The following is a 24,756-nucleotide window of genomic DNA, read 5'->3' as shown; positions in this document are numbered from 1 at the left end:
CCGCGACCGCCGGTGAGCGGTCACGGGCCCGGCACCCATGGACGTGCCCGGATCGCGGGCACGGGCATGGCCACCGGCTCGGCAGAGGGAGGACGGCCGGACCGGCGAGCTGGGAAGGCTCAGGAAGCGCTCACGGACCCAGCGCTTATGGGCACAGCGCTTATGGGCAGAACGCTCACGGACGCAGCGCCGCGGCCTCGGATGCGAGCTTCTCGATCCTGGCGAAGTCGCCCGCCGTGACCAGGCTGCGCGGGGTGAGCCAGCTTCCGCCGACGCAGCCGACGTTCGGCAGGGCGAGGTAGGCCGGCGCGTTCGACGGGGTGATGCCGCCCGTCGGGCAGAACCGCACGTCGGGCAGCGGGCCGCCCAGGGCCTTGAGGTACGTGACGCCGCCGGCCGGCTCGGCCGGGAAGAACTTCAGCTCGCGCACCCCGCGCTCGGCCAGGGTCATCGCCTCGGTGGCCGTGGCGACGCCCGGCAGGAACGGCACGCCCGCGGCGAGCATGGCCGCGAGCAGGCCGGGCGTGGTGCCGGGGGAGACCAGGAAGCGGGCGCCGGCTCCGGTGGCGGCCTCCACGTCCTCCGGCGACCGCACGGTGCCCGCGCCGATCACGGCCTCCGGCACCTCGGCGGCGATCCGCCGGATCGCGTCGAGGGCGACCGGGGTGCGCAGCGTCACCTCGATGACCGGCAGACCCCCGGCAACCAGGGCCCGGGCGAGAGGGACGGCGCTCTCGGCGTCGTCGAGGACGACCACCGGGACGACCGGCGCGAGGTCGAGAAGGTTGCTCATACACGCTCCACATCGGGAAATCGTTGGGCGAGCCAGGCGGCCGCACCCGTAAGCGCCGGCTGCTCGGCGATGATCAGTGAGGTGGCGATCGCGGCGGCGTACTCCGACAGCGCGGGCGCGGTCGTCTCGAACCGGACCCGGAACGCGCTGCCGGGGATCCGCGAGACCAGGCGGGGGAGAACCCCGCCGCCCAGGTAGACCCCGCCCCGCGCGCCGAGGGTGAGCGCCACACCGCCGGCGAAGCCGCCGAGCAGGGCGAGGAAGACCTCGACGGTCTCCGCGCACAGAGGGTCGTCCGAGGCGGTGATCTGCGCTGCCGTGATCGGAGGCGCCGGACGGGCCCCGGGTGCGACGCCGCGCACGAGCGCGAGCCCGCGGTGCAGGCGGGGCAGCCCGGTGCCGGACAGCAGGTGCTCGGCGTCCACGTACGGCAGGCCGTCCGCGCGCAGCGCCCGGACGATCTCCATCTCCAGATCCGTGACGGCGGGAACCGCCACGTGCCCGCCCTCGCCGGGCACCGGCTGCCAGCCCTCCCGTACGGGGACGAGCCCGGCCACGCCGAGTCCGGTGCCGGGTCCGAGCACGGCCTTCGTCAGGCCGGCGGCCGGCGGCGGGCCGCCGAGCGGCACGAGATCGTCCCCCGCGAGGTGCGGCAGCGAGATCGCCAGCGCCTCGAAGTCGTTGAGCAGCACCGTGCGCGGGATGCCGAGTTCCTCCACGGACCCCGACCATCCCGCGTTCGTCAGCCGGTACCGGTCCCTGTCGACCGGACCGGCGATCGCCAGGCACGCGGCCCCCGGCCGAACTCCGCCCGCATTGTCTGCGAGATAGGCGGCTACGGCATCGGCAAGGCCGAGATGCTGGGAAACGTCGAGTACGGCTACCGCCTCCGGCTGCCCTCCGGGCCGGGCGACCAAACCGAAACGGGCATTCGTGCCGCCGATATCGGCGACCAGCCAGGGAAGGCTCATGCCACACCGCCGAAGACGCTCGCTCCGCGCTCGGCGGGGCCGACCGTGCGGCGGAAGGCGGCGAACAGCTCGCGGCCGGTGCCGGTCCACTGCTCGTCGGTCAGGGGCGCGCCCTCCGGCGTACGCCCGGTGAGGTCGGCGAGCACGGTGAGGGTCCCGGCGGCGGAGTCGAGGCGGATCACGTCGCCGTCGCGCACCAGCGCGATCGGCCCGCCGTCGGCGGCCTCGGGGGACAGGTGGATCGCCGCGGGGACCTTCCCCGAGGCGCCGGACATGCGGCCGTCGGTGACGATGGCCACCTTCTGGCCGCGGTCGAGCAGGACGGCCAGCGGCGGCGTGAGCTTGTGCAGCTCCGGCATGCCGTTGGCGCGGGGCCCCTGGTAGCGGATGACCGCGACGAAGTCCTGCCCGTCGAGCTCGCCCCGCTCGAACGCGGCGAGCAGGTCGAGCTGGTCGTCGAACACCTTGGCCGGGGCCTCGATCACCAGATGCCCGGGCTTGACGGCGGAGACCTTGCTCACCGCCCGGCCCAGGTTGCCCGACAGCATGTGGATGCCGCCGTCGGGGGAGAACGGCTCGGCGACCGGCCGCAGGACCTCGGGGTCGGTGCTGGGCGCGGTCCGCTCCTCCCACACCAGCGCGCCCTCCTTCAGCGCGGGCGCGGACCGGTAGAGGCCGAGGCCGCGCCCGGCGACCGTGAGCACGTCCTCGTGGAGCAGCCCGGCGTCCAGCAGGTCGCCGATGAACACGGGCATGCCACCCGCGGCCTGGAAGTGGTTCACGTCCGCCTGGCCGTTGGGGTACATGCGGGTGATCAGCGGCACGACCTTGGACAGGTCCGCCATGTCGTCCCACGTCAGTTCGATGCCGGCGGCCGCCGCCATGGCGACCAGGTGCATCGTGTGGTTGGTGGAGCCGCCGGAGGCGAGCAGCGCGACGACCGCGTTGACGATCGCCTTCTCGTTCACGACCTCGGCGACGGGCGTGTACTCCTCGCCGTGCGGGATGATCTCGACCGCGCGGCGCGCCGCCGCCGCGGTCAGGGCGTGCCGCAGCTCGGTGTGCGGGTTGACGAACGTCGCCCCCGGCAGGTGGAGGCCCATGACCTCCATGAGGAGCTGGTTGGAGTTGGCGGTGCCGTAGAACGTGCAGGTGCCGGGGGAGTGGTAGGAGGCCGCCTCGGCGTCGAGCAGCTCCAGGCGGCCGATCTTGCCCTCAGCGAAGGCCTGCCGCGCCCTGGCCTTGACCTTGTTGGGCAGGCCCGAGGTCATCGGCCCGGCGGGCACGAATATCGCCGGTAGGTGCCCGAAGCGTAAGGCGCCGATGAGCAGCCCCGGGACGATCTTGTCGCAGACCCCGAGGAGCAGGGTCGCGTCGAACATGTCGTGCGACAGCGCGATCGCGGTCGCCATCGCGATCACGTCGCGGCTGTAGAGCGACAGCTCCATGCCCGCCCGGCCCTGCGTGACGCCGTCGCACATCGCGGGGACGCCGCCCGCCACCTGCGCCACGCCGCCCGCCTCCCGGACCGCCCGCTTGAGCTCCGGCGGGTAGGTCTCGTACGGCTGGTGCGCCGACAGCATGTCGTTGTACGACGTCACGATGGCCACGCCGGGCTTCGCCGTACCGCGCAGGTCGAGCTTGTCCTCGGCGGGCGCGGCGGCGAAGCCGTGGGCCAGGTTGGCGCAGCCGAGCCGTCCCCGGGCCGGCCCCCGCTCGCGCAGCTCGGCCCCGGCGCGGCGCACCCGCTCCAGATAGACCCCGCGGCTGTCGCGGCTGCGCCTGACCACGCGCTCGGTGACCTCGGTGATAACGGGGTTCGTCACGGAAGGTCCTCCTCCTGCCGGGGCCGCCGCGAGGCGGGGTCCAACTCGCCCGGGAAGCGTCGTCCCGGGACGTGTGCCCGGCGGCACGTCCGGCCCCCGATCCGTTGATCGGGCACCAGGTGTCGATCAGGCACGGAAGGGACAGTATCGGGAAGTTATGCCACTTTTCAAGCCTAGTTTTGTAACTCAAAATGAATAAGTCGTTGAACTTAGGTGAGTTCCTATGCTCTACTTAGGCTCGATGTCGCGTTTAGCTACCACAGGTGAGGTCCTCCAGCTCATCCGGAGCGGGGAGGCGGTGACGCGTGCCGATATCGGCCGCGTGACGGGCCTGTCCCGCCCGGCCGTCGCGCACCGCGTCGCCGACCTGCTCCAGCGCGGTCTGATCCTGGAGGACGCCGAAGGGCCGTCCACCGGGGGCCGCCCGCCCGTACGGCTGCGTTTCGCCGCCTCCGGAGGAATCGTGCCGGTGGCCTCGCTGGGCGCCCGGCGCACGCAGATCGCGCTGTGCGACCTCGCGGGTGAGGTGGTGCGCCGCACCGACCTGGACATCGACGTCGAGGAGGGGCCGGCCGTCGTGCTGCCCTTGCTCATGGACACCTGGGAGAAGCTGCTCGACGGGCGGACCGACGTCGTCGGCATCGGCCTCGGCGTCCCCGCCACGGTGGAGTTCGCCGCCGGGCGGGTCGAGAGCGCCCGCGTGATGGCGAGCTGGACCGGCGTGGTGATCCCGCCGGTCATCGCCGAGCGGTTCCGCGTGCCCGTGCTGGTGGACAACGACGTGAACGTCATCGCGATGGGCGAGCACCGCGTCGTCTACGCATCCGAACTCGACGACCTGCTGTTCGTGAAGGTCTCCACCCGCATCGGCGCGGGCGTGATCTCCGGCGGCGGCATCCTGCGCGGCGCGCTCGGCGCGGCCGGGGAGATCGGGCACATCCCGGTGCGGGACGGCGGGGGCGTGCTGTGCCGCTGCGGCAACCTCGACTGCGTCGACTCGGTCGCCAGCGGCACCGCGATCCTGCGCGAGCTGAGGGCCAAAGGCCGTGACGTGACGTCGCTCGCCGACGTGACCGCCCTGGTCCGGGCCGGCGACGCGGAGACCATGGCCGTGGTGCGGCAGGCCGGCCGCTGGCTCGGCGAGGTCATCTCCGGCGCGGTCAACCTGCTCAACCCCGCCGTCGTGGTGCTCGGCGGCGACGTCGCCGAGATGTTCCAGCCGCTCGTGTCCGGCGTGCGCGAGGTGGTCTACCGGCGCTCCACCCAGCTCGCCACCCGCAGCCTGCGCATCGAGCGCAGCCGGCTCGGGCCCGGTGCGGGCATCACCGGCTGCGCCCTCATGGTCCTCGACCACGTCCTGTCGGCCCAGGCCGTCGACGCCGCCGCCCGCTGAGATCCGCCACCGCGGAGTGGCGATCCCGCCTCAACCCCTCCTGCGAGGAATTCCCGCAGGAGGCCGGCACGCCGCGGATGCCCGGCGAATGTCCGGTGGACGCCCTGGTCCGCCGTGCACAAAGCCATGAGAGTGGATCCCAAGAGTGATGCGTGCACGTCGATCCGCGGCAGGGCGCCCGCTTTTTCCCCCGCCCTCCGCAGCCGGCGTGAAGCCGCACGACGCGGTCGCCCGGAAACGGGTCGGCAGAAGGGAGAAACTCGCATGTTCGGACGGTTCCGGGCGGCCACGACGGTGGCTGTCGCCGTTGTGGCGGCCGGATCGGCGGTCTTCGTCGCGTCCCCCGCCGAGGCGTCCCCCAGTGACTGCCTCTCGTATCTCGCCGGTGCGGGTTACCCGGAGACGACGGCGAAGAGGATGGCCTGCGAACGGGCCGCCGGCGGCGAGATCGGCGGCTACGTCTTCTGCTACGACGTGCTCAGGGAGACCGGCGTCAGCCCCGCGCACGCCGCCGAGGCCTGCGACCGGGCCGACGGCGTGTGGGCCGCCTCGGCGGGCGCCGCCTCCGTGAAGCGCTGACAGCCGCGTCGACCGGCGGCGACGGTCACGCCCAACGGAAGCCATCGAAAGGAAGGCATCGTGACCGTGCGCTTCAAGAAGACGGCCATCGGACTGGGCACGGCGCTCACGCTGATGGCGGGTGGAATCGCCGGCACGGCCCCGGTGTGGGCGGAACCGGCTGCGTCCGGCCTCGCGCCCGCGGTGAGTTGCTCGATCTCGCTTCCCCCGTCGGGCTCCTTCCTGGAAGCCACCTACTCCCCGCCCAACGCGTGCGGGAAGTGCGTGGCCGCGGGCAGCGCGTACGAGGCGACCGGGAACTACCGCGCCTACTGCCGGAACATCCGCGACGGCGGCAGCGTCGTCGCCGTCCAGCTCTGGCTCTTCTGTGTGGTCTGCAGACGCGGCGAGCCGCTCGCGAGCCGTGCCGCGGCCGCCTGATGGGAGGGGATGAGCGGGATCAGCGCCGGGCATTCCGGCGTGACCGGCACCGGCACCGGCAGGCGGGTACGACCCTCACGGACGCGGAGTCCGCGAGCACGATCAGCGGTCTGTGGCCGGTCAGGACCGTCCGGTAGAGGCGGCCCCATTCTCCGGGGTCGCCGTTTCCGGGGGCGCAGCCTTCGGGGTCCGAGGTCGCCTCGCGAGGCGGGCGGAGCGTGCACAACAGGTGGCGGAGAACCTCGCCGGGCTCCGGCCCGCCCGACAGGTCGACGAGGAGGCACCGCTCGGGTAACCGGCGGACGAGGAGCCGGCCGTCGGACCGCACCGCCGCGGCGAGCGCGGCCCGCTCCCGCCCGTCCAGGTCCAGGGCCTCGGCCAGCCGCCGAAGCGACGCACTGCGGGGCCGCTCCACGACGTCGCCTTCGAGCCTGCCGATGGTACGTACGTTGACGCCCGCCCGGTCGGCGAGCTGCTCCTGGGTCAGCAGCGCACGAGCCCGCCAGGCCCGGATGAGCGCTCCCAGGGTGGGGTGCTCCTTCTCGTGAGTTTCGGGTGTCGTCCGAGTCATGGCTCGACTCTTCCTGCGGCGCGAAGACGGGCCAAGGGCAGCCCCGAAGACAGGTCCGGAAACCTGGGCCGTCTGTCCGTCATCCCACCTCGCGGCCGCGGCCGCGAGGTGGGGTTGTCGTGGATGACCAGGAGGATGCCGTGGCGTGTCCGTCCGACGCGCCGCCCACGCCGGACGCCCGGCGACTTCCGCTGTCCGCCGGCGTGGTGGCCGCCGTGGCGGCGAGAATTCGGCGATCTTGCCGCGCGGCCGGGAACGGATATGTCGGGCGGGGGCACTAGGCTCTGTGCCGATCTTTCATGGCCCCCAGGAGTCCTCCGTGCGTGAACGTGTCCGCCGCCTGATCGAGTCGCGGCGGTTCCAGCAGGCGATCACCGTGGTGATCCTCGTCAACGCCGCCACGCTGGGTGTCGAGACCTCCACCGAGGCGGTCGCGCGCTACGGCACCGAGTTGCACATCGCCGACCACGTGGCCCTGTACGTCTTCGTGGCGGAGATTCTGGCCAAGATCTACGTCTACGGGTGGCGGTTCCTCCGCGACGCCTGGAACGTCTTCGACCTGCTGATCATCGGCCTCTCGTTCCTGCCCACCGCGGGCGGCCTGTCGGTGCTGCGAGCCCTGCGCGTCCTGCGGGCGCTGCGGCTGATCTCGGTGGTGCCGTCACTGCGCCGCGTGGTCTCCGCGCTGCTCACCGCCATCCCCGGGATGTCCTCGATCGTCGTCCTGCTCGGCCTCGTCCTGTACGTCGCCGCCGTGATGGGCACGAAGTTGTACGGCGCCGCCGCGCCCCGGTATTTCGGCGATCTGCCCACGTCGCTGTACACGCTGTTCCAGGTCATGACGGGGGACGGCTGGTCGGACATCAACCGCGAGTTGATGGACACCCACCCCTCGTCGTGGATCTACTTCATCGTATTCGTGCTGATCTGCACCTTCGTCGTGCTGAACCTCTTCATCGCGGTCGTGGTCAGCGCGATGGAGGAGGAGGCCAGGGAGGGCAGAGAGGACAGGCAGGACAGCTTGACGCTCGCCGAGCTGTCGGCCCTGCGGGAGGAGATCAGGGGGCTGCGTGAGAGCCTGGGCGAGAGGGTTCCCAGCTCGTGACCGAGGCCTCGCGGACTCCGCGCACGCGGCTTCCGACGGACGCGGAGATCCGCGCGCTGCACGCGAGACACGCGCCCACGGAGGAGGCGTTCGCCCTCGTCCACACGCACTGCGAGATCGTCTGCGCGATCGCCCTGCGCCTGGCCCGCAGCGCCGGTCTCGACGTCGACGTCGAGCTGGTGCGGGCCGGAAGCCTCCTGCACGACGTCGGGGTCTACCGGCTCTACGACGACCGCGGCCGGCTCGATCACGCCGGCTACGTGCGCCACGGGATCCTCGGCCACGAACTGCTCCGCGCGGAGGGCTTGCCCGAGAGCCTGGGCCGGTTCTGCTCCCATCACACGGGTGTGGGAATCACCCGGGAGGACGTGGTGCGGCAGGGACTGCCGCTGCCTCCCGGCGACTACCTCGCCGAGTCGGCCGAGGAGAAGCTCGTGATGTTCGCGGACAAGTTCCACAGCAAGACCGACCCGCCGAGATTCCTCACCGCCGGCTCATACGCGGCCCACGTCCGGCGATACGGCGACGACAAGGCCGAGCTGTTCGCCGCGATGTGCGCGACCTTCGGCGTTCCCGACCTGCGCCCGCTCGCCGCCGAGTACGGGCACGAGATCGTGTGACCGGCGACCGCCGTGAACTCGGCCGATAACGGCCTCGTGATCACCAGGCGGCTGCGCGTGGTACTGGCCGAGGACGCCGCCGTTCTCCGCGACGGCACGGTCGAGCTGCTCACGGCCCGCCAATGCGAGGTGGTGGCCACCGCAGGGACGGCGCCCGAACTGCTCGCCGCCGTGGCCGAGCACCCGCCCGCGGAGGCACGGCCCTCGACCCGGAGGTGATCACGCGTGCGCTCGTAGGGCGGGAGCGGCTTCACGAGTGACGGTGTGTCCTTCTGGTTCAGGTGAGGCCGTACCTGGCGCTGATGTCCCTGGCCTGCTCGGCGGTGACCTCGGGCGGGGTGTTCGCCAGGGCGCGCCGCAGGTCGGACAGGACGGCGTCGGCGCAGCCGCGGACACGGGTGCGATGCAGGGTCAGTTGCTCGTCGAATCGCTGCGCGGCCGGCCCCGTCCACACGCGCCCGGAATGAAAGGTTCGGTACTGCGTCTCGAGATGGTCGGTGATCTCCGTGAGCATCGGCTGCGCTGTACGCAGCGTGTCCCGCAGCGCCAGATACAGCGGATTGGGCACGAGGCCGGCCATGTCGTGGTCACCCCCTTGTCGTGGACGGGGTGAGGGTAGGCGTGCTGTCCGGCTTGATCAGCTTCGGCGCGATCAGTTTCATCAATGCCACCACATCCGCCGCATTGTCCCGCCCCTCAACCCCTTTCTCTGATTTGATGAGGAGCTCTGCATGGCCTCGTGCGAGCATCGCGTGGGCAGAATTATCGTCGGTCGACGAGTTTTCGCCGTAGTAGCCGATGGCTCCGGGAATGATTGCGGGCAAAGGAGAGGCGCCGTTCTGCAGCTGATCTTTGACCCGATCTTCACTGCTCAACGGGACCAGGAGAATCTGCAACACCTTCAGCCGGTCGCCGCCTCGTTGATAGATGGCGCAGTCTCCGTCACCGGCGTCCGGCCGGTCGAGGTCCATGTAGCCGCGTACCAGCGGATTGTGTTCCCCGGTCATCAGTTCGACGGCTTTCAGTGGAATATATTTGCACACGTAGGGCGGGGCGGCGACTGTCGGCATCGGCGTTCGGTCAATTTTGATCTCCGTGTGCTGGCAGCCACTGAAAAGGGTCAACGCGCAGATCAACCCTGCCGTCCCGGCAGCTCGTGACGTTTTCATCAATAATACTCGACAAAGGCTTGCATGAAATTGGTGTTCACGCGGCTCAGCAGGTCGTCCCAGCGCTTCCCTATGAGGTTCACGTCGCGAAGCCGCATCGGCTCCGCTGTACGCAGCGTGTCCCGCAGCGCCACATACAGCGGATTGGGCACGAGGCCGGCCATGTCGTGGTCACCCTTTTGTCGCGGACGGGGTGAGGGTAGGCGTGCTGTCCGATTTGATCAGCTTCGGCGCGATTAGTTTCATCAACGCCACCACGTCCGCCTGGTTGTCCCGCCCCTCGGCCCCTCTGTCCAGCCTGACGATCAGTTCGGCATGGCCCCGGACGATGGTCGCATGAGCGGAGGGTCCTTTGTCGAACGGGTCCTTTCCGTAGTAGCCGATGGCTCCTGGCACGATCGTGGGCAAGGGGGAGGCCCCGATCTGCAGCTGATCTTTGACCTTCTCCTCAGTTCCCATCGGCACCAGGATTATCTGCAGGACCTTCAGCCGGTCGCTCTTCGGCTCATAAATCGCGAAGTCTCCATCACCGAGGCCGCTGGGGCGATCGAAGTTGAAGTCGCCGCTCACTAGAGGATCGCGTTCTCCGGTCATCAGTTCGACGGCTTTCAATGGAATGTAGTCGCAAACGTAGGGCCGGGCGGCGACTGTCGGCATCGGTGTTCGGTCGGCTTTGATCTCCGTGTGCTGGCAGCCACTAACCAGGGCCAACGCGCAGATCAACCCTGCCGTCCCGGCAGCTAGTGACGTTTTCATCATTTGTACTCGGCAAAGGCTTGAGCAGAGGTGGTGTTCACGCGGCTCAGCAGGTCGTCCCAGCGCTTACCTGTGAGGTTCACGTCGCGAAACCACATTGGCTCCGCTGTACGCAGCGTGTCCCGCAGCGCCACATACAGCGGATTGGGCACGAGGCCGGCCATGTCGTGGTCACCCCTTTGTCGCGGACGGGGTGAGGGTAGGCGTGCTGTCCGATTTGATCAGCTTCGGCGCGATCAGTTTCATCAACGCCACCACATCAGCCGCGTTGTCCCGCCCCTTGACACCCTCCTCCAGCTTAATGACGAGTTCGGCATCGCCGCGCGCGAGAATCGCGTGAGCGGAGTTGTGCTTGATCGATGAGTTGTTCCCGTAGTAGCCGATGGCATCGGGCACGATCGTCGGCAAAGGGGAGGCGCCGATACTAAGCTGATCTCTGACCCGCGCTTCGCCTCCCATCGGCACCAGGACGATCTGAAGAACCTTCAGTTGGTCGCCATCGCGTTGATAGACCGCACACCCGCCATCGCCGAGGCCACTGGGGCGATCGAAGCTGAAGCCACCGCGCACCAGTGGATTGGTTTCTCCGGTCATCAGTTCGACGGCCTTCAACGGGACGTAGTCGCAGATGAAAGGCGGGGCGGCGGCCGTGGGCAGAGGTGTCTGATCGACCTTCGCCTCCCTGCTCTGGCAACTGGCGGTCAGGGCAAGCAGGCAACTCAGTCCTGCTGCTCCGGCGGCTCGTGTCCATCTCATCATTTGAACTCTGAGAAAGCTCGCGAGTAGCTCTGGTTCAGACGTTCCAGGAGCTCCTTCCAGTGACTTCCAATCAATTTATCATCGCGGATCCATCGTTTGTATGCGTCGAGTCGTTGCTCGCCGACAACCTCACCGCGAGCTGTTCTATCGAGCATCTCGTCCCTGCTCATGATGGTCCGGCCATCCTTCAGGAAGTTGTTGGGATTTCCGCGAGGGTCTTGGTCTTTCTTCAGACTCTCGAGCGAAGCCCAGGGGTGGTTCGGCGCAGGTGGATCGGCTGAGCCGAAGAGGCCGTACTTGAGCATCGCCTGCACGGTCAGGTCACTCAGAAGTTCCTGCGTCGTCCTCGCCGCTGAGTTGGCGTTCTTTTTGGCCTTGTCTTCGGAATCGCCTTCGGCGGTGTCTTCGATCATCCCCGTCCACGCGCCGGCGACACCGGAGACTACCGGCCAGGCCCCTGACTGCGGTATGGCAAGGCCGGTGTTCACGATGGCGAGGAGGACCTTCATGTTCCTTTCCTGTGCTTCGTCGAGATCCTTGCCCTGACCTATTTCGGCAAGTCCGCCCGTGTCCGTGATCAAGCCGAACCCTGCTCCAATCCATTCGGCCTGGGTCGACAGCGCCGCGTCACGCCCGGTGAGGGCCATATCGGCGGCGCCGTGATCGAGGAGCTTCTTGGCAAACGCAGTCTGAGCGACCATGACGGTGCTGAATGCCCGGGAGTCGCCGAATGTCTCCATCATGACTTCATGGATTTCATCTCTTACGATTCGCGCACCCCAATAAGGTGATTTAGGAATACTTGGATAGGTTGTGTACGCGACGTCGGGCACGCTCTTGTCCCCGGTATCGTAGGCGACGCGATTGACGTCGAAAATGTAGTCGGCCAGGATTCTGGCCGTGGTGGTGGGGGGAACGGCGGGTGGGGAATCCGCGGAAATCCGTTCGGCCTCCAGATGGAAGAAACGAGAGGCCAGTTGGGCGGACAGGTATCCGCGGGAAGGCCGATCGGGGGTGCCCTCGTGGTCGCGGAAGGTGAGCATGGCGGCCTCCAGCGCCTCGCCCAGTGCCGCGCCGTGGTCCGGCATGTAAGGCCACGACAAGTAGCGTTCCAGTGCCTTGGGATCGCCGAGGAAGAAGTCCTGCGCCGCTATGGGATTGCGGGCAAGGGCCCGCATGAGGGTCTTCCTGATCGCGGGCTCGCCCGCCATCGCCGACGCACTCTTGTCGATTCTCCGGGCCACCGCCACGAGGAAGGCGGCGGAGGCGAAGGTGCCGTGCTCAAGCGCCAGCGCCAGGGCGTAGCCCGGACGCCAGTCGACGATGGCCTTATCGAGCGTGGCGGTCAGTTCGTCCCCGTAGACGGGGCTCAGGCGTGGGCTCGCGGTGCCGAGGGTCTTGCCGAGGGCCTTCTGCAGCCGCTGCATGGTCGCGTCATCGGTGTGCTCGACGGTTTTGATCAGCAGGTCGCGTAGCCGTGCGGCGCCAAGTGTGTTCATCAGCGCCAGAGCGAACGCCGGGTCTCCCGTCCGCTTCTCCAGCGCCGCCACGGTCTTCGCGTCGGCCTCGCCGTTCCTGCCCGCCTCGGTCAGAGTGCTGACCGCTGCGTACACGTCGGGATCCCGGCCGGCTCTGCCGTACAGGCTCTCGTCGAAGGCGGTCATGCCATCGGGCGCGGCGGCGGAGGCGGCCCACTCGTCGTGCTCGGCGCGGATCGTGTCGCGTCGTCGCCGCAGGTCGGGCCGGGCCGTCTCGATCCAGCCCCGCGCCTCGCGCAGGGCGCCCAGCCGGGAGGTGTCCAGGTCGAGCCGCTCCAACATGCCACGAAGTCTCGGCTCGGCACGGCCGATGGCGTCCTGCGCCTGGCCGAGTCCGCGTTCGAAGGCGTCCATCGCGGCCGGATCTATGCCGGCGAAGCCTCCGCTGCGGTTCACCCAGCCCTCGGGTGGTGCCGTGGGTTCCGGCCGGCCGGGCGTGCCGGGCCGCGTCGAAGGGGCCTGCGCGGGTGTGGGTGACGGAGCGGTGGGCGCCGGCTGAGGGTGCGGCGACGGGACGGAGGCCGGGCCGGGTGGAGACGGCTGAGGCGAGGCCGGTGGGGGAGTGGGCGGGGATTCGGGGCGCGGTGACGGCCGAGGGTTGCCTGACGGATGGGTCATACGGCCCGGACTCCCCTGATGTCGATGACGGGCGACGACTCAGGCAGCAAGATTATTTACATTGCTCTCGTTTCGTAAACAGCACCGATAGATCCGATATAGCGGATCAATGGCTGTCGCGCACTCCCGCATTCTCCCGTGCCGTTCCCGGGGCGGTGAAGAGGGTTCGCGACCTGCTGCTCCAACGAAATCAGGAAGATGCGCCGGTCGAATTCCCCGTGCGGCACGACTTACCGGCCGCCGATCCGGGCGGGCGGCAAACAGCGTGAAGGACCGCCCCTTTTTGCCGTGAGGCGGTGAGCGGTCAGGTGCGGGCGGAGGCGACGAGACGGTCGACCTGCCGCTCCAGTGGAACAGCCCTCAGGCGATTGTCGATCTCGTCGTACGGCACGGCGGGCGGGTCGTCGACGCGGATGGCGCGCAGGTATTCGGCGAACCTCTCCAGCTTCTGCCCGTCCCTGGCGAGGCCCCGGCGGATCAGCCGCTCACGCAGCGTCGGGCCGTCGGAACGGACCCAGACCAGGCGCACCTCGTGGCCGCCCAGCGCCTCCGCCCACGCGTGCCAGAGCGCCGCGTCGTGCACCTGTGAGGTGAAGGGCCCGCCGAGCATCACCGGGCAGCCGTGGGAGCGGATCTCCCTGGCGGTCGCCGTCATGCCTGCGTACTCGTGCCGCTTGACGTGCTCGTCGTACCACGGACCCTCGCGCTCGCCGTGCGGCCTGCCGTACGCGGCGAGGGTGGCCTCGACGAAGCCGCCGTACATGGTGTCCTTGTCGAGCAGGGCGGGCACGGGGTCGAGACGGGCCAGCAGCAGGTCGCAGACGGTCGACTTGCCCGCGCCCGGTGGGCCGGACACCACCCAGAGAGGGGCGGTCATCGCGGCGGGCCGTAGGGCTCGATGGGCGGATCGGAGTAGGGCCCGCCGTCCGCGCGCCCGCGGCCGTCGCCGGAGTCCCCGCCGTCCGCCGCCCCGGCGCCCGGATCACCGACGCGCCGGCCGGCGTCCTCCGTCACCCGCAGGACGTACAGGTTCCTGGCCGGGTCGACCGGCACGAGGCCATAGGCGGTGTCGACCTCGTCCGCGGTAAGGTCGAGCCGCCGCATGGCCTCCTCCAGCGTCGCGGGCGCGGGAAGCCGCACGGTGATCAGCACCTCGGCCACCGGCCCCGCCTCCCCCTGCTGGACGTCTCATCACCGACGGCGCGGCCGCCTTCACGGCGCTGCGATCTCAGGCCGCCTTCGCCGCGCTGTGTTCTCAGGCGGCTTTCGCCGCGCTGTGTTCTCAGGCGGCTTTCGCCGCCCGGCGGCGCAGCGCGGCGACGATGCCGGCGGCGTCCACCACGCCGTACCCGTAGTCGTTGTCATACCCTACGGCACTGCGATCATCGGCCGTCCGGCGCAGCAGGGTCCGGAGCTGGGCGGGCGACAGCACGGTGGCGGGCCAGCGGGTGCGGACGGCGGCGACCAGCCCGGCCGCGACGGGACAGGCGGCCGAGGTGCCGGAGTCGGGCTCGCCGTCGCCGAGCGCGCCCGAGCCGGCGAAGTGGGTGTAGGCGCAGACGTCCGGCTTGCGCGCGGTCAGCCGCCCCGGACCCTGGGAGGAGTAGCCCACCCGCGTCCCCGCCGTGTCGATCCCGCCGATGGACAGCGCCCGGGGATGGGAGTTGGCTCCGACGATGGGCCGGTCGGGGTAGGCGCATCTGCCGTCGCGGCACTGCGTCCCGCAGTTGCCGGCGGCGAAGAGGATGTCGGCCCCGGCCTCGGCCAGACTGCCGACGATCAGGTTGAACGGGTGGGCGGGGTTGTCGGAGTAGTTGCCGGGATTGCCCGGTGGGAAGTCCCAGCGGGGCGAGAACGACCCCCAGCTGTTGGTCACCACGAGCGCCCGCGACTCGGCCGGCTGGGCGTCGAGGACCTCGCGCAGGTGGGCGTACGCGGCGATCGCGTCGGACAGCAGGCCGTCGAGCGTCGAGCCGCCCTGCCGCCGGGACAGCAGCACGGGCACGTCCACGAGTGACGCCTTGGGCGCGGCGATGAGCGCGTCGAAGGCGCACATCGTGCCGTGGTCGACCGGGAAGTCTCCCGGCGTTCCGGAGACGCTCTTGGGGTTCCAGCTCCGCTCGTGATCGACGGTCACGTCGTGCCCGCGTGCGGCCTTGACGTACGCCGCGTTGATGCCCGTGTCGATGACCGCGAGGGGGACGCCGGAGCCGTCCAGCCCCTCGGCCGCCAGGTCGGGCACGCGCAGCAGCCGTTCGACGTCGTGCCAGTCGCCGACGGCGGGGTCGCCCGCGCACGTGAGCGTGGTCTCGATCGCCGGGTCGGCGTACACCGCGACCACATCGCGGTGGGCCGTGGGCAGGAGGGCGACCCTGCTGGTGACCTCGTCGTCGGCGATCTCCCCGCGGACGACCACCGAGGCGTCCTGCGGCGCCATGGAGAAGACCAGCGGCTGGTTGAGCGACAGCGGGTCCCCGCCGGGGAACGCGGGCATCGGGCGGGGCACGGCCACAGGGGCGTACGAATGGTCGAGGACGACCCCGGGCAGGCCGTCGGCCACGTCGGACGGCATCGACGGGACCGACGGGTCGGCGACGGCGGCGACCAGATCGGGGGACGGACGCAACTGGATGAGTACGCGCACGACGAGTCCACTCCGTTACTCAGCGGATTGTGGCTGGGTGGATACGTTACGTGACAACCTTGCTGCATCCGTGAAGGCGGCGTCCACACCTTCACCGAAAAACCGCCCGGTGCCGCCCGGCCGAGGCCCTCGCCCGAAAGCCCCGGCTCAGAAGTCCTCGGTCAGAAGCCGCACAGCTCCGAGAGGCTCTTGGCCGCCTTGTCGTTCGGGGTGGGGGTCGAGCGGGGGCTCGCCCCGGCGAGGACCGGCGTACGTGAGGGGGACGGGCTCGGCGACGCGGACCGGCTGGGCGAGCCGGAGGGACTCGCGGACGCCGGCGATCCCGTGGACGTCATCGGCGAGGCGGTGGCCGCGACGGTGCCCCTCTCGGTCATCGACTCCCGGATGGCGTCCAGGGTCAGTTTCCTGATCTTCGCCCAGTCCGGGTTGCCGGTGTAGATGAGCGGCGGCACGAACTGCAGGCTGGTGATCTTGGCGCCGCGCACCTTCATGCCGAGGGGGACGAGGTGCTCCAGCAGGTCGCGGGGAATGTCGGTGCGGAACATGTGCCGGGCCGCCGCTGCGATCTTGTTGAAGTTCGCGAGAACCGTGGCCGGGGTCACCTGCTGGGCGAGCGCGCCGATGACGCAGCGCTGGCGGGACATGCGGGAGAAGTCGTCGCTGTCCACCCGGGAGCGGCCGTACCAGAGCACCTCCTCGCCGTTCAGCGTCCGGTAGCCGGCCTTGATGGTCCCGGCGGTGCCGAACTTGCCGCCCCACTTGACGTCCTGCTCGACCCGGATCTTGAGCCCGCCCACAGCGTCGATCAGAGCCGCGAAGCCGAACATGTCGACCATCGCGTAGTAGTCGATGTGCAGTCCCAGGGTGTAGCCGATGGCGTCCTTCAGCGCCTGGGCGCCCTTGTTCTTGCCACCCATGACCTGGGGGTTGTTGTCGGCGTAGTACCAGACCGAGTTCAGCAGCCCCTGCCCCTCGGCGTTGAAGCCGTCGGGGAACACCTTGCGCAGCGGGCTGCTCGGGGGGAAGCGGATGTACTGGAGGTTGCGCGGCAGGCTGAACAGGACGGTGTTGCCGGTGGCGACGTTCACGCTGGCCACGGTCATCGAGTCGGTGCGCACCCCGACCCGGTTGCCCGCCGCGTCGCCGCCGATCAGCAGGAAGTTCACCCGCTTGCGGCCGTTCCACGGGTCCTCGGCGCGTACGGGGACGGGAGTCGTTCCCTCCGCCGGCGCCATGACGTCGTCGAGTAACTGGTTGGCCGTCCTGATCGTGTTCGCGGTCAAGGCGAACGGGGCCATCACGGCCACGCACAGCACGCCCGCGACGATGCCGGACACCACCTGCCCGGTCTGCGGCAGGCGCTGCGGGCGCAGGGCGACGAACGACAGGAGCACGAGCGTGAACCAGGCGAGCGCGCACACGGCGGCGCCGGCCATGATGGCGGTGAGCGTGCTGCCGCGCAGCGCGGCCCCCGCGTCGTCCTTCAGGCGCAGGACCAGGACCACCAGGGCGACCAGCACGACGCCGAACGTCGCCAGCAGCGCGATCCCGGTGCGGCGGTTGCCCGCCCGCAGGTGGGCCGCCCCGGGGAGGACGGCCGACAGCGCCGTCCAGCCGATCAGGGAGGCGGTGGTCAGCGGAGGGCCGAAACGCGGCGCCTCGCCGCGAGCGGCCGCCGCGGGCGGCGGGTCCGTGGGCTTCTCGTCGCTCCCACTCCCACCACGCTGACCTGCACTCTGACCTTCCCGGGGACCCCCGGGATCGTCAGCGGGACCCCCGCCTCGCATGGTTCACCGCTCTCTCCTCCGAAGCTGTGGCTAGGGATTCTAACCCCCATATCCGGACAAGGTAGACGTAAACCAAGGACTGTTGATCACGAGACGGACGCGGAGCCGACGACCCAGGTGTTGCACTGGTAGGCCATCGGGCGGGTGTACCCCTGGCGGAACCACGCGGCGTTGCTGCGCGTGTTCCCGTGGTCACGCGGTCCTCCCGGCGGGTCGCCCAGGTGGCTGTACGCCCACAGGAGCGTGTTGCGCCGGGTGGCGTCGATCGGATACGAGGCGGCGACCGACCGCATGAACATGCCGCCGAAACACGTCGCCTGCAGTTCGTGCCGGCGGCTGAGGGCCATTTTGCCGCTGCGCGAGGTGGAGTCGAGCGTCTGCCGCCACCAGGAGTCGGAGATGCCCGACAGGCTCTGGATGTGATGACCGTACTCGTGGGCCATCATGCTGACGATGATCCCGTTCCACGACCCGAGCGGGCCGTACTCCCGCGCCATGGCCGAGGTGGAGGCGTAGATCGTGCTGTTGGTGGGGCAGTAGTACGGCACGTTGCTGCCGGGCGAGGGATAGTCGCCGCACGCGCCCCTGCCCTTGCGGGCCGCGATCATGTATTTGGGCGGGCTCCAGTCGATTCCCACCCGCTCGAGCGCCGGCGCCCACGCCTTGCTCATGCACGCGCCGGTCTTGAGGATCAGCGCCTTGAACTGGGCGTGGTTGTAGATGCTGGCGTTCCCGCCCCGGCAGTTCGTCTTCGCCGGCGACCCGGCCCGATAGAGGCTGTTGTTCTTCGCCGTCCGGTTGAGTACGGGCCTCGGCCGCGTCGTGGGCTGTGACGTCGGCTTCGAGGTCGGCTTCTGCGTCGGTTGCGTGTCCGTGGTGGCGTCGTCCGAGGGAAACGACGAGAAGGTGGAGGTCGGGATCGCGATCGGCGAGACCGTCTCGTCGTGGTGCGACAGACCGGCCAGCGCGCTCACGATCACGACGAGCACGAAGACCAGTGCGAGCATGCCCATGACCGCGCCGACGATCACCCCCGCGCCCGACTTGCGGCGTGGCGGGCGCCAGGCGGGCGGCGGATAGGCGGCGGCCGGCCCGCGCGGGGGAGGCGGGGGCTGCGGCGCCCATCCCGGACCCTGGGACGCCCGCCCCGGACCCTGCGGCGCCTGCGCCGGGACCGGGGGGAACGGCGCGCCCTGCGGCGTCTGCGGCATCCCCTGGGGCGGCATCCCCTGGGGCGGCATCGCCTGAGGCGGGGGCTGTGGCGGCATCCCCTGCGGAGGCATCGCCTGAGGCGGGGGCTGTGGCGGCATCTGCTGGGGCGGCATCGCCTGAGGCGGCGCGGGGACCGCCATGTGCGCCTGCGCCGCCGGGGCGCCGCCGTTCCGCGGGTACGCGAGCCCGCCCGGCGCGTACCCCTGGCCTCCCGGCTGGCCCGCCGCTCCGTCCACCGGGGCGTACGCGGGGCCGGTCGGCGGACCCGCCGGAACGGAGGGGGCCGGCGCGGGCGCGTAGGGCTGTGGGTAGGGCCCGGCCTGAGACTGCGCGGCGGATTGCGCGGGGTACGGAACCCCGCCCTGCGGCTGAGACCCGGGGTACGCCCCGGCGCCTTGCGGCGGCCCGCTCGGCGGGTAGGGGCCGCCCTGCGGCATGCCGGAAGCATGGGGACCCTGGGGCTGGGGGCCGCCCTGAGGCGAGGGGGTCGCCGGATACCCCGGGCCGCCAGAGGAGGCGTTCCCCGGATACGCGGGCGGGCCCGGCGGATTGGCCCCGGGCGGATTGGCCCCGGGCGGATTGACCCCGGGCGCCCCGGGCGGCGGATAGGGACCGCCGTAGGGCTGACCTCCCGGCGCCTGGGAGCCGTTGTGCGCCTGTGCCGGCGGCGGGTAAGGAGCGGCGCCGGCCCCCGGCTGCCACGCACCGTTCTCCGGGCCGCCCCACCCCGGTGGACCGTACGGCCCCGGCGCCGTGCCGGGGGGTCGTGATCCGTCAGGTGCACCGGATGTGGCCTCCGGTCGCGGCGGATACGGCGGCCCCGAATTCGGAGAACTCCCCCCGGGCGGCTCCTGCGGAGGGTACTGCTGCGGCACGACGTTGCCCCCTTTGTGGATTTGGGGCAAAAGAATACTGATTTCCCATCCCTCACGGATGTAGCAGATGTCGGGCACGATGTGTAATCGACCGGCGTGATCTCTGCGATGTTCCGGAATCGCCGGGCTCGTCTGCCCTAGCGTTTTTCGCATGAATCTGCAGCAGCTCCGTTACGTGGTCGCCACTGCGGAGCACCGCACCATGACCGATGCCGCCAGATCGCTCTATATCGCGCAGCCCGCTCTGTCCCGCGCGATACGCGACCTGGAACGCGAACTCGGGATGACGCTTTTCGCACGCTCGGGCCGCGGGGTCGTCGTGACGGCCCAGGGGCGCCGGGTCGTGAAGCTGGCCCGCGAGGCCCTCGACGCGGTGGCCGAGATCGAGGCCCTCGCGACGCAGGGCAACTCCTCCGGCGCCGAACTGCGGATCGCGTCCACTCCGAGTCTCGAGCCCGGTCTCGCCGGGCGCCTGCTGCCCGCCTACGCCGCCGAGCATCCGGGAATCCGGGTGCAGATCGTGCGCTGCGAGGGCCGCGAGGGGGTGGTCAGCGCTGTCCGCGAGCAGCGTGCCGATCTCGGCCTGACCGACCTTCCGGTTCCCACCGACCTGGTCAGCCACCCCCTCGAACGCCAGGAGATCGTGCTGATCTCCCCGCCGCGCATCGATCTGCCCGACCCCGTCCCCGTGGCCAGGCTGGACGGCATGCGGCTGGTGCTGCCCGCCCCCGGCAGCCCGCGCCGCAGGGAGTTCGACCAGATCTTCGCCACGTACGGCGTGCGCCCGATCCCGGCCGTCGAGTCCGACGAGCGCCGGGGCTGGCTGCGGGCCGTACGGGAGGGGCGGGCCTCGCTGCTGTGGTACCGCGGCATGGCCGAGCAGGCGGCGAGGGCGGGCCTGGTGGTCCGGTCGCTCGATCCCTGCCTCCGGAAGATCATCGCGGTGGTGCACGCCCGGCGCCGGCTTCCCGCGATGGCGCAGGACTTCCTGGCCCTGGCCGAAGGCGGATCCGCGGCGTGACGCATGTCCGGCGGTTGGACCGTTCCAGCACACCCGGCGCCCGGCCCGGCGCGACGAGCCCACCCGGGGAGTGCCCCCGTGATCTTCTGCCGTAGCGAGGCGCCATCGGGGCGACCGCAGTGGACCGGCAAGATCACGGGACACGACCTAGTACGCTGGCGGCGATGTCCACTACGCCGCCGCTGCCCGCCGCGGCGCCCGGCCGGCCGGGCGTCCTGCGTTTGCGCGGGCGTGCCTTCGGCCCCGGCGACTTCGCGGTCATGGCCGTGGTCAACCGGACCCCCGACTCCTTCTACGACAGGGGATCGACCTACGCATTTTCCGCCGCTGTGGACGCCGCCTCCCGGCTCATCGAGGAAGGCGCGGACATCGTGGACATCGGCGGCGTGAAGGCCGGTCCCGGCACGGAGGTCGATCCGGCCGAGGAGATACGCCGCGTGGCCGAGGTCGTCGCCGCGGTGCGCGACCGGCATCCCGATGTGATCATCAGTGTCGACACCTGGCGGTCGGAGGTCGCCAAGGTCGTCGCCGAGGCCGGAGCCGACCTGCTCAACGACACCTGGGGCGGCGTGGACCCCGAGCTCGCCGAGGTCGCCGCGGCCTACGGCATCGGGCTGGTCTGCGCGCACGCCGGGCGGGTGGAGCCGCGCACCCGGCCGCATCGCATCGCGTACGCCGACGTGGTGGCCGACGTGGTCGCGTACACGACGGACCTCGCGGAGCGGGCGGTCGCCGCGGGCGTGCGCCGCGACGCGATCCTGGTCGACCCGGCGCACGACTTCGGCAAGAACACCTGGCACTCGCTGGAGGTCACCAGGCGGCTCGGCGAGCTGGCCGCGACGGGGTGGCCGGTGCTGGTCGCCGTCTCCAACAAGGACTTCGTCGGAGAGACGCTGGGCGGCCTGCCCGTGGAGGAACGCCACGCCGGCACACTGGCGACGCTCGCCGTTTCGGCGCTGCAGGGCGCCCGGGTGTTCCGCGTCCACGACGCGGCGAGCGCCCGTACGGCTCTCGCGGTGGTCGCCCGCCTCGGCGGCGCGTCCGCCGGCCCATCCACGCCGTCCTGAAGGTCCGCGAGGTCGGCGTCGCACAGCCTCACGACCTGAGTGATGTCCGTGTCGATGTCCCCGATCATCTGGTCGGGATCGCCGCCGGTCATGCCGGTCAGCCGGAACCGCGGTTCCCGGAGTTCGGCGGCCGGTCGATGGTCATGCCACCGTCCCCCCCGCGCGTGGAGCACGGCGCCCATCGGATCGGAGTACGCCCGGCGTTTCAGGCGGCTCAGGAGTACAGGACCGACAGGAAACGGACGAGGATCGCCTCGCGGGTCGCGGCGGGCAGCGCGTCGAGCACCGCGTTCACGACCGCCATCCCCGGCTGCCCCGTCGCGGTGAGGTCGATTCCCACCGACGCGGCGAGTTCGGCGAACGTGGCGTCGTCCAGCGCGTCGAGGTCGAGGGACGCGATGAGCTCGGGCAGGCCGTCGGGCACCTCGGCCGGCCCCCGCCGCCGGGCGGCCGCGGCCGCCTCCGCGATCACCTCCAGCATCGCGTCCACGCCCGCCAGCGTCACGCCGGTGACCGTGATGTGGATGTTGGCCGGGATCCCGGCGTACGACAGCTGCGGCTGGAGGAACCAGCCGAGCCGGCGTGCCTCGTCGGCCAGCACGAACACGTCCACCTCGGGCGACCCGGCGACGGCGACCAGCGCGGCCTCGGGCTCGCCGAGCACCCGCAGGCCGGGGATCTTCCCCACACCCTCGACCAGCCGCCTGGCCGCCTCCACGGTCCTGCGGCCGAGCTCCAGGTAGCCCTCCCGGCCGAGGGCCTGCAGGGTGGCCCAGGCGCCGCCGAGCGGCCCGGCCGAGCGCGAGCTCTGCACGGTCGCGTTGATGATCGTGTAGCCGGGCCAGGCCGCCGAGGCGAAGTAGGCCCTGCGGCGCAGCTCCGCGTCGCGGAACAACAGCACCGACGCCCCCTTCGGCGCGTACCCGAACTTGTGCAGGTCGCACGAGATCGAGGTGACGCCGGGCACGCTCAGGTCGAAGGGCGGGATCGCGGCGCCCGCCTCGCGCAGCCACGGCAGCAGCCACCCTCCGACGCAGGCGTCCACGTGGCACGGCACGCCGCGGGCGGCCGCGAGCGCGGCGACCTCCTCGACCGGGTCGACGACGCCCTGCGGGTAGGACGGCGCGGAGACCACCGCGAGCGCCGTACGGTCGTCCAGCGCGGCCTCGAACGCCGGGACGGAGGCCCGATAGGTGATCGGGTCGACCGTAACCGGCACGATCTCCAGGCCGAGGTAGTGCGCGGCCTTGTGGAACGCCGGGTGCGCGGTGACCGGCAGCACGACCCGGGTGGCGCCCGGACGGGCGTCGCGCGCGGCCTTCACCGCCAGCATGATCGATTCGGTGCCGCCGCTGGTGAAGATCCCCGGCGCGCCGGGGCGTCCGAGCAGCTCGGCGACCGCCCCGACCACCTGCCGCTCCAGTGCGACCATGCTGGGAAAGGCCGTCGGGTCGAGCATGTTGACCTCGAGCATCTCCGCGTACGCCCGGTGCGCGGCCTCGTGCACCTCCGGCAGGCCGGTGTCGTAGACGTAGGCCGTCACTTTGCCGCCGCGGACCGGCAGGTCGGCCGCCTTCAGGGCGGTCAGCTCGGCGAGCAGTTCGGTGACGGGCCTGCCGTGGTCGGGAAGCATGAAACTCCTCAACGTGCCAGGGGGAGCCGGACGACGGCACGCAGTCCGGGGGAGGCGTCCTCCAGATGGACCGTACCGCCATGCGCCTCGACCGTGGTGCGCACGATCGCGAGGCCGAGCCCGGCCCCGCCGACGTCGCGGCTGCGCGCGTCGTCGAGCCGGGTGAACCGGTCGAAGACACGCTCCCGGTCCTCGGGCGGGATGCCCGGCCCGTCGTCGGTGACGGTGAGCTCCGCGGTCGTCCCGTCGGCCCGTACGCCGATCCGGACCGTGGACGCGGCATGCCGCAGCGCGTTGTCGACCAGGTTGGCGAGCACCCGCCGCAGGTCCAGCGCGTCGCCCGGCACGACGGGAGACGGGCCGGGCCCGAGGTCGAGTTCGAGGCCGTACCGCTCGGCCGTACGGCGGGCCATGTCGGCCAGGTCGACGGGCTCCCGCCGGCCCAGGCGGCCCTCGTCGAGCCGGGCGAGCGCGAGCAGATCCTCGGCGAGGCGCGACAGCCGGAGGGTGTCCTCGAGCACCCCCTCGGCGGTCTCCTTCCAGTCCTGCCCGTCCGGGTGGCTGAGCGCGACCTCAAGCTGAAGCCGGATGCTCGCGAGCGGGCTGCGCAGCTCGTGCGCCGCGTCGGAGACCAGCGCCCGCTGGCGGGCGTCGGCCTCCTCCAGCCGCCCGAGCATGTCGTTGAGAGTCGTGGCGAGCGCGTGGACCTCGTCGCGCGCCTCGGGCACCGGCAGCCGCCGCGACCGCGCGGTGCCGCCGACCTCGGCCGCGCCCCGCCGCAGCAGCGCGATCGGCCGCAGCGTGCGCCCGACGACCAGCCATGAGACCGCGGCCAGCAGCGCGAGCAGGATCGGCATGCCGGCGATCAGCACGTGCCCGGTGGTCACCAGGCTGCTCTCCACCTCGGCGAAGGACCGGGCCACGATCACCGTCACGCCGCGGTCCGCGCTGAGCGCCCGCACCCGCAGCGGCCCCGGCAGCGCGTACGGCCGGCCGTCCAGGAAGCGGGGCGCGCCGGTGCGCACGGCGGCCTCCCGCTCCCGCGCCGGCAACAGGGGAACCAGACGGTCGGTGTTCGGCGTGGCGTCGACGATCCGCCCGTCCCGGTCGAGCACCTGCACGATCGTGTTGTCCGCCGGGACGACGGGATCGGACAGCCGGTTCGCGTCGGACAGCGCGACGATCTCACGGCCCCGCTGGTACACCTGGTCGTCGATGCCGCGGACGAGCGCCTCGCCGAGCACCCCCACGAACACGTACGCCGACACGCCGAGGGCGAGCGCCAGCACGGCGGTCGCCGCGGCGGTCACCCGGAACCGCAGGCTCTGCCGCCGCCACCACGTCACCGGGCGCGCGAGCACGGCCGGACCGGGCGCGACCGGATCGGGCGCGCGTGAGT

At 71.1% G+C, this 24,756-nt stretch carries 26 protein-coding genes; 8 read left to right on the top strand and 18 right to left on the bottom strand.

The window, feature by feature from the left end; translation table 11 throughout:
• Positions 1 to 175 precede the first annotated feature (175 nt).
• From eda to edd, 3 genes are read right to left on the bottom strand one after another with little or no spacing between them, the layout of a single operon-like run.
• Positions 176 to 793, bottom strand: a complete 618-nt coding sequence (gene eda, locus AB0O28_RS27820) for a bifunctional 4-hydroxy-2-oxoglutarate aldolase/2-dehydro-3-deoxy-phosphogluconate aldolase (RefSeq protein ID WP_363645124.1) — start codon at positions 791 to 793, stop codon at positions 176 to 178.
• A complete protein-coding gene (locus AB0O28_RS27815; RefSeq protein WP_363645122.1) occupies positions 790 to 1,764 on the bottom strand; it encodes a glucokinase in 975 nt (324 codons plus the stop codon). The genes eda and AB0O28_RS27815 overlap by 4 nt, the downstream gene beginning before the upstream one ends.
• Positions 1,761 to 3,590: a phosphogluconate dehydratase gene (gene edd, locus AB0O28_RS27810; protein ID WP_363645120.1), complete on the bottom strand. Its 1,830-nt coding sequence runs from the start codon at positions 3,588 to 3,590 to the stop codon at positions 1,761 to 1,763. The genes AB0O28_RS27815 and edd overlap by 4 nt, the downstream gene beginning before the upstream one ends.
• A gap of 241 nt (positions 3,591 to 3,831) precedes the next feature.
• Between edd and AB0O28_RS27805 the strand changes: the two genes are divergently transcribed.
• From AB0O28_RS27805 to AB0O28_RS27795, 3 genes are all read left to right on the top strand, one after another.
• Complete coding sequence (locus AB0O28_RS27805) at positions 3,832 to 4,983, top strand: ROK family transcriptional regulator (RefSeq protein ID WP_363645118.1); 1,152 nt, start codon at positions 3,832 to 3,834, stop codon at positions 4,981 to 4,983.
• A gap of 264 nt (positions 4,984 to 5,247) precedes the next feature.
• On the top strand, positions 5,248 to 5,562 hold the full coding sequence (locus AB0O28_RS27800; RefSeq protein WP_363645116.1) for a hypothetical protein: 315 nt from the start codon (positions 5,248 to 5,250) through the stop codon (positions 5,560 to 5,562).
• Positions 5,563 to 5,622: 60 nt separating this feature from the next.
• Positions 5,623 to 5,982 carry a hypothetical protein gene (locus tag AB0O28_RS27795; RefSeq protein WP_363645114.1) on the top strand — a complete coding sequence of 120 codons (360 nt, stop codon included), beginning with the start codon at positions 5,623 to 5,625 and terminating at the stop codon, positions 5,980 to 5,982.
• A 19-nt stretch (positions 5,983 to 6,001) separates the two neighbouring features.
• On the opposite strand, the gene AB0O28_RS27790 is transcribed toward AB0O28_RS27795, so the two are convergent.
• Positions 6,002 to 6,553 (bottom strand): helix-turn-helix transcriptional regulator, encoded by a 552-nt coding sequence (locus AB0O28_RS27790; RefSeq protein WP_363645112.1) that lies wholly within the window; start codon positions 6,551 to 6,553, stop codon positions 6,002 to 6,004.
• Positions 6,554 to 6,872: 319 nt separating this feature from the next.
• Here AB0O28_RS27790 and AB0O28_RS27785 point away from each other — a divergent pair, with 319 nt between their 5' ends.
• From AB0O28_RS27785 to AB0O28_RS27775, 3 genes are read left to right on the top strand one after another with little or no spacing between them, the layout of a single operon-like run.
• Complete coding sequence (locus AB0O28_RS27785) at positions 6,873 to 7,658, top strand: ion transporter (RefSeq protein WP_363645110.1); 786 nt, start codon at positions 6,873 to 6,875, stop codon at positions 7,656 to 7,658.
• A complete protein-coding gene (locus tag AB0O28_RS27780) occupies positions 7,655 to 8,278 on the top strand; it encodes an HD domain-containing protein (protein ID WP_363645108.1) in 624 nt (207 codons plus the stop codon). Before AB0O28_RS27785 ends, AB0O28_RS27780 begins: the two co-directional genes overlap by 4 nt.
• A 12-nt stretch (positions 8,279 to 8,290) precedes the next feature.
• On the top strand, positions 8,291 to 8,497 hold the full coding sequence (locus AB0O28_RS27775) for a hypothetical protein (RefSeq protein WP_363645106.1): 207 nt from the start codon (positions 8,291 to 8,293) through the stop codon (positions 8,495 to 8,497).
• Positions 8,498 to 8,555: 58 nt separating this feature from the next.
• On the opposite strand, the gene AB0O28_RS27770 is transcribed toward AB0O28_RS27775, so the two are convergent.
• The 12 genes from AB0O28_RS27770 to AB0O28_RS27715 form a co-directional block, all read right to left on the bottom strand.
• Positions 8,556 to 8,858 carry a hypothetical protein gene (locus AB0O28_RS27770; RefSeq protein WP_363645104.1) on the bottom strand — a complete coding sequence of 101 codons (303 nt, stop codon included), beginning with the start codon at positions 8,856 to 8,858 and terminating at the stop codon, positions 8,556 to 8,558.
• A gap of 7 nt (positions 8,859 to 8,865) precedes the next feature.
• Positions 8,866 to 9,447, bottom strand: coding sequence for a hypothetical protein (locus AB0O28_RS27765; RefSeq protein WP_363645102.1), 582 nt, complete (start codon positions 9,445 to 9,447; stop codon positions 8,866 to 8,868).
• A complete protein-coding gene (locus tag AB0O28_RS27760; RefSeq protein WP_363645100.1) occupies positions 9,447 to 9,611 on the bottom strand; it encodes a hypothetical protein in 165 nt (54 codons plus the stop codon). Before AB0O28_RS27760 ends, AB0O28_RS27765 begins: the two co-directional genes overlap by 1 nt.
• Positions 9,612 to 9,618: 7 nt before the next feature.
• The gene (locus AB0O28_RS27755; RefSeq protein WP_363645098.1) at positions 9,619 to 10,104 is read right to left on the bottom strand and encodes a hypothetical protein; all 486 of its coding nucleotides are present in this window, start codon (positions 10,102 to 10,104) and stop codon (positions 9,619 to 9,621) included.
• A gap of 98 nt (positions 10,105 to 10,202) precedes the next feature.
• A complete protein-coding gene (locus tag AB0O28_RS27750; protein ID WP_363645096.1) occupies positions 10,203 to 10,367 on the bottom strand; it encodes a hypothetical protein in 165 nt (54 codons plus the stop codon).
• A gap of 7 nt (positions 10,368 to 10,374) precedes the next feature.
• Positions 10,375 to 10,959 carry a hypothetical protein gene (locus tag AB0O28_RS27745; RefSeq protein ID WP_363645094.1) on the bottom strand — a complete coding sequence of 195 codons (585 nt, stop codon included), beginning with the start codon at positions 10,957 to 10,959 and terminating at the stop codon, positions 10,375 to 10,377.
• Positions 10,959 to 12,854 carry a hypothetical protein gene (locus tag AB0O28_RS27740; RefSeq protein WP_363645092.1) on the bottom strand — a complete coding sequence of 632 codons (1,896 nt, stop codon included), beginning with the start codon at positions 12,852 to 12,854 and terminating at the stop codon, positions 10,959 to 10,961. The genes AB0O28_RS27745 and AB0O28_RS27740 overlap by 1 nt, the downstream gene beginning before the upstream one ends.
• 568 nt (positions 12,855 to 13,422) lie before the next feature.
• Positions 13,423 to 13,995 (bottom strand): AAA family ATPase, encoded by a 573-nt coding sequence (locus AB0O28_RS27735; RefSeq protein WP_363645090.1) that lies wholly within the window; start codon positions 13,993 to 13,995, stop codon positions 13,423 to 13,425.
• Positions 13,992 to 14,279, bottom strand: a complete 288-nt coding sequence (locus AB0O28_RS27730) for a hypothetical protein (protein WP_363645088.1) — start codon at positions 14,277 to 14,279, stop codon at positions 13,992 to 13,994. The genes AB0O28_RS27735 and AB0O28_RS27730 overlap by 4 nt, the downstream gene beginning before the upstream one ends.
• 121 nt (positions 14,280 to 14,400) lie before the next feature.
• A complete protein-coding gene (locus tag AB0O28_RS27725; protein ID WP_363645086.1) occupies positions 14,401 to 15,762 on the bottom strand; it encodes a S8 family serine peptidase in 1,362 nt (453 codons plus the stop codon).
• Positions 15,763 to 15,923: 161 nt separating this feature from the next.
• The gene (locus AB0O28_RS27720) at positions 15,924 to 17,549 is read right to left on the bottom strand and encodes an LCP family protein (RefSeq protein ID WP_363645084.1); all 1,626 of its coding nucleotides are present in this window, start codon (positions 17,547 to 17,549) and stop codon (positions 15,924 to 15,926) included.
• An 86-nt stretch (positions 17,550 to 17,635) separates the two neighbouring features.
• On the bottom strand, positions 17,636 to 18,790 hold the full coding sequence (locus AB0O28_RS27715; protein WP_363645082.1) for a neutral zinc metallopeptidase: 1,155 nt from the start codon (positions 18,788 to 18,790) through the stop codon (positions 17,636 to 17,638).
• A gap of 997 nt (positions 18,791 to 19,787) precedes the next feature.
• Here AB0O28_RS27715 and AB0O28_RS27710 point away from each other — a divergent pair.
• Together AB0O28_RS27710 and folP are read left to right on the top strand one after the other, a co-directional pair.
• Entirely contained in the window at positions 19,788 to 20,657 is an 870-nt protein-coding gene (locus tag AB0O28_RS27710; protein WP_363645080.1) for a LysR family transcriptional regulator, read from the top strand.
• A 164-nt stretch (positions 20,658 to 20,821) separates the two neighbouring features.
• Positions 20,822 to 21,724 (top strand): dihydropteroate synthase, encoded by a 903-nt coding sequence (gene folP / locus AB0O28_RS27705; RefSeq protein ID WP_363645078.1) that lies wholly within the window; start codon positions 20,822 to 20,824, stop codon positions 21,722 to 21,724.
• Between the two features lie 214 nt (positions 21,725 to 21,938).
• On the opposite strand, the gene AB0O28_RS27700 is transcribed toward folP, so the two are convergent.
• Positions 21,939 to 23,357, bottom strand: a complete 1,419-nt coding sequence (locus AB0O28_RS27700) for an aspartate aminotransferase family protein (protein ID WP_363645076.1) — start codon at positions 23,355 to 23,357, stop codon at positions 21,939 to 21,941.
• An 8-nt stretch (positions 23,358 to 23,365) separates the two neighbouring features.
• Positions 23,366 to 24,718: an ATP-binding protein gene (locus AB0O28_RS27695; RefSeq protein WP_363645074.1), complete on the bottom strand. Its 1,353-nt coding sequence runs from the start codon at positions 24,716 to 24,718 to the stop codon at positions 23,366 to 23,368.
• Positions 24,719 to 24,756: the final 38 nt, after the last annotated feature.

It is taken from the genome of Microbispora sp. NPDC088329, assembly GCF_040685655.1.
Lineage (GTDB): Bacteria > Actinomycetota > Actinomycetes > Streptosporangiales > Streptosporangiaceae > Microbispora.
The sequence above is the reverse complement of the archived record's forward strand: the minus strand, read 5'-3'. Positions and strand labels throughout refer to the sequence as shown.

Bases quoted from the DNA above. Each gene is read 5' to 3' on its own strand.
- folP (WP_363645078.1), top strand. From the start codon at position 20,822: ATGTCCACTACGCCGCCGCTGCCCGCCGCGGCGCCCGGCCGGCCGGGC.
- AB0O28_RS27770 (WP_363645104.1), bottom strand. From the start codon at position 8,858: ATGGCCGGCCTCGTGCCCAATCCGCTGTATCTGGCGCTGCGGGACACG.
- AB0O28_RS27765 (WP_363645102.1), bottom strand. From the start codon at position 9,447: ATGAAAACGTCACGAGCTGCCGGGACGGCAGGGTTGATCTGCGCGTTG.
- AB0O28_RS27805 (WP_363645118.1), top strand. From the start codon at position 3,832: ATGTCGCGTTTAGCTACCACAGGTGAGGTCCTCCAGCTCATCCGGAGC.
- AB0O28_RS27815 (WP_363645122.1), bottom strand. From the start codon at position 1,764: ATGAGCCTTCCCTGGCTGGTCGCCGATATCGGCGGCACGAATGCCCGT.
- AB0O28_RS27790 (WP_363645112.1), bottom strand. From the start codon at position 6,553: ATGACTCGGACGACACCCGAAACTCACGAGAAGGAGCACCCCACCCTG.
- AB0O28_RS27740 (WP_363645092.1), bottom strand. From the start codon at position 12,854: ATGGACGCCTTCGAACGCGGACTCGGCCAGGCGCAGGACGCCATCGGC.
- AB0O28_RS27755 (WP_363645098.1), bottom strand. From the start codon at position 10,104: ATGCCGACAGTCGCCGCCCGGCCCTACGTTTGCGACTACATTCCATTG.
- AB0O28_RS27700 (WP_363645076.1), bottom strand. From the start codon at position 23,357: ATGCTTCCCGACCACGGCAGGCCCGTCACCGAACTGCTCGCCGAGCTG.
- eda (WP_363645124.1), bottom strand. From the start codon at position 793: ATGAGCAACCTTCTCGACCTCGCGCCGGTCGTCCCGGTGGTCGTCCTC.
- AB0O28_RS27745 (WP_363645094.1), bottom strand. From the start codon at position 10,959: ATGAGATGGACACGAGCCGCCGGAGCAGCAGGACTGAGTTGCCTGCTT.
- AB0O28_RS27735 (WP_363645090.1), bottom strand. From the start codon at position 13,995: ATGACCGCCCCTCTCTGGGTGGTGTCCGGCCCACCGGGCGCGGGCAAG.
- AB0O28_RS27750 (WP_363645096.1), bottom strand. From the start codon at position 10,367: ATGGCCGGCCTCGTGCCCAATCCGCTGTATGTGGCGCTGCGGGACACG.
- AB0O28_RS27720 (WP_363645084.1), bottom strand. From the start codon at position 17,549: ATGCGAGGCGGGGGTCCCGCTGACGATCCCGGGGGTCCCCGGGAAGGT.
- AB0O28_RS27760 (WP_363645100.1), bottom strand. From the start codon at position 9,611: ATGGCCGGCCTCGTGCCCAATCCGCTGTATGTGGCGCTGCGGGACACG.
- AB0O28_RS27800 (WP_363645116.1), top strand. From the start codon at position 5,248: ATGTTCGGACGGTTCCGGGCGGCCACGACGGTGGCTGTCGCCGTTGTG.
- AB0O28_RS27710 (WP_363645080.1), top strand. From the start codon at position 19,788: ATGAATCTGCAGCAGCTCCGTTACGTGGTCGCCACTGCGGAGCACCGC.
- AB0O28_RS27715 (WP_363645082.1), bottom strand. From the start codon at position 18,790: ATGCCGCCCCAGGGGATGCCGCCCCAGGGGATGCCGCAGACGCCGCAG.